This is a genomic window from Treponema sp. R6D11, assembly GCF_054786075.1.
This window is the reverse complement of record NZ_BDHD01000234.1, coordinates 1-2,421: the sequence shown is the minus strand read 5'-3', so window position 1 is coordinate 2,421 and position 2,421 is coordinate 1. Positions and strand designations below refer to the sequence as shown.

Annotated in this window: 2 protein-coding genes; one reads left to right on the top strand and one right to left on the bottom strand. The window is 46.2% G+C overall.

Annotated features, from left to right (window positions below; genetic code table 11):
- Positions 1-616: 616 nt before the first annotated feature.
- The gene (locus ACYVTD_RS11645) at positions 617-880 is read right to left on the bottom strand and encodes a hypothetical protein (protein ID WP_461247935.1); all 264 of its coding nucleotides are present in this window, start codon (positions 878-880) and stop codon (positions 617-619) included.
- Between the two features lie 359 nt (positions 881-1,239).
- Here ACYVTD_RS11645 and ACYVTD_RS11640 point away from each other — a divergent pair.
- Positions 1,240-2,421, top strand: a 1,182-nt coding sequence (locus tag ACYVTD_RS11640) for an O-acetylhomoserine aminocarboxypropyltransferase/cysteine synthase family protein (RefSeq protein ID WP_461247934.1), incomplete at its 3' end; no start/stop codon positions are given.

The following is a 2,421-nucleotide window of genomic DNA, read 5'->3' as shown; positions in this document are numbered from 1 at the left end:
TATCTGATGGTACATCAATTATATTTACATTCAAAGTAGAATCAGGCGAGATTTGATGGAAAACTATTAGTAGAATAGCATGTGGAGCTAAACCTACTGGTCAGATTAATAATGATACTATTGCTAATTCAGGCGCAGGTTATTCCAATAATGGTACAACCGAGGCAACATTTAACATAACAGATTTCAAAGCAGATAATATAACAGCAACAAATGACATACAAAAACCATATATTGTCATTGGTCTCTGGTGTGCAAACGAAAATAATGATGGTTTAATAACAAAATACACGATTAAAAACATTGAGATTCTTGCGCCATAACAAAGGCGATGGCAAACAAGCCGAAAACTGTCATTTAATGATGACGAAAGCGGGGGCGCAGGCCCCCGCTTTTTTTAGATGCAATATGTATGTCTAAATCACGAATAATGTAAAAACACATTATTCGGTTAATGCTTCGCATTTGCTCGGTATTAAATAAATAGTTGAATCTATCTATAGGTGACGCGTTAGTATCCGACACCGTTTTTTCACCGTTTTTTCATAGTGTACCTTGTCTGTCATAATACGCTATATGTGGGGTCGGGTAGGTTAATTATATCTCGGACTTAAATTTATTTCTTCTCCAATTCTTCGCGCAATCGAGCAATCTCTGCGTCTTTATCTGCGACTACGCGGGCGAGTTCCGCGTCTTTTTCGGTAACAACTTTTTGCCACTTTTTACTTTCTTCCGCCCTGACTTCGTCTCGCGCGTGGCTAAGGGCGGAAGCTTCGTTGTGGTGGGCTAGGGAGCGAAGACGTTCCAGCTCGCGAAACTCGGCCGCGGATTTAATATTATGATACGCATTTATCGCCTGTTCCATTACCGGTACCTCCATAGATTCTATCTTTTTAATGATACTCCTCGCAATCAAACAGGTTAGAGCCTTGTAACCGGCGGCTTAAGCATTTTTCTTGTCTTTTGCTTCTGTTATTAATGCGTAAATAGCGATAATTACTGCCGGTACTGTCGGTATACATAAAAGTACTATTAAACCCATTATTCACCTCCTGCCGTAAGCATAACTATTCCCATTATATATGTTCACAGATGAATTTTGCATGACTTTAGCGGGAAAAAAATTTGAAATTTTTTTATAATAAAGACTTGACAACTTTTGGTTTTTATTATAGTATTCATATATGTTTAATAGGATTTGATATAATTCCTTAAAAACTACTATATTAGGAGGATATTATGAGTAATTATCGATTAGAAACCCTTGCGGTCCATGCCGGGCAGGAAAAACCGGACAGCGCGACCACGGCTCGTGCTGTTCCAATTTACAGAACCGCGTCTTATGTGTTCAAAAGCACGGAACACGCGGCAAACCTGTTCGGCCTGCGGGAACTTGGGAATATCTATTCCCGCCTGACAAACCCGACCAATGAAGTTCTGGAAAACAGGGTAACCGCTTTGGAAGGAGGGGCGGCGTCCGTCGCCATTGCAAGCGGGACTTCGGCTATTTTCTACGCCATAATCACACTCGCGCAGGCGGGCGACGAGATTGTGAGCGCGACGAACCTTTACGGCGGCACTTACACGATGTTCGACGCCATATTGCCCTCGCTCGGCATAAAGGCGAAATTCGTGGACCAGAGCAAGCCGGAAAATTTTGAAAAGGCGATTACGCCCAAAACCAAGGCGCTGTTCGTGGAAACCATCGGCAACCCGGTTCTTGACGTCGTGGATTTCAAGGCGATAGCGGACATAGCCCACAAAAACGGGATTCCTTTGATTGTCGATTCCACGTTCACAACCCCGTACCTCTTCAAAGCCATCGAACACGGCGCGGATATCGTGATCAATTCGCTGACAAAATGGCTCGGCGGCCACGGCACGAATATCGGCGGCATCATTACCGACGCCGGAAAGTTCGACTGGAAAGCGGGCAAACATCCGCTCTTTACAGAGCCGGACCCCAACTACCACGGCTTGCATTGGGCGCTTGACCTGCCCGACGCCTTAAAACCGATAGCTTTCGCGCTCCGCGTCCGCACCGTTCCCCTGCGCAATTTGGGCGCCGCCCTTTCACCAGACAACGCGTGGCAGTTCCTGCAGGGCATCGAAACTTTGCACCTGCGTGTTGAGCGCCATGTGGAAAATACTTTGAAAGTAGCCGAGTGGCTGAAAAAAAATCCCAAGGTCGCATGGGTACGCTACCCCGGGCTTTCCGACGACCCGACACACGCGCTTGCGAAAAAATATTTCAAGCACGGCTACGGCGGCGTGGTCGTATTCGGATTAAAGAGCGGTTACGACGGGGCCATCAAGTTTATAAACAACCTGCCCCTGTTCTCCCTGCTCGCCAACGTGGGGGACGCCAAGAGCCTGGTCATACACCCCGCTAGCACGACTCACTCACAGCTTAACCCCGAA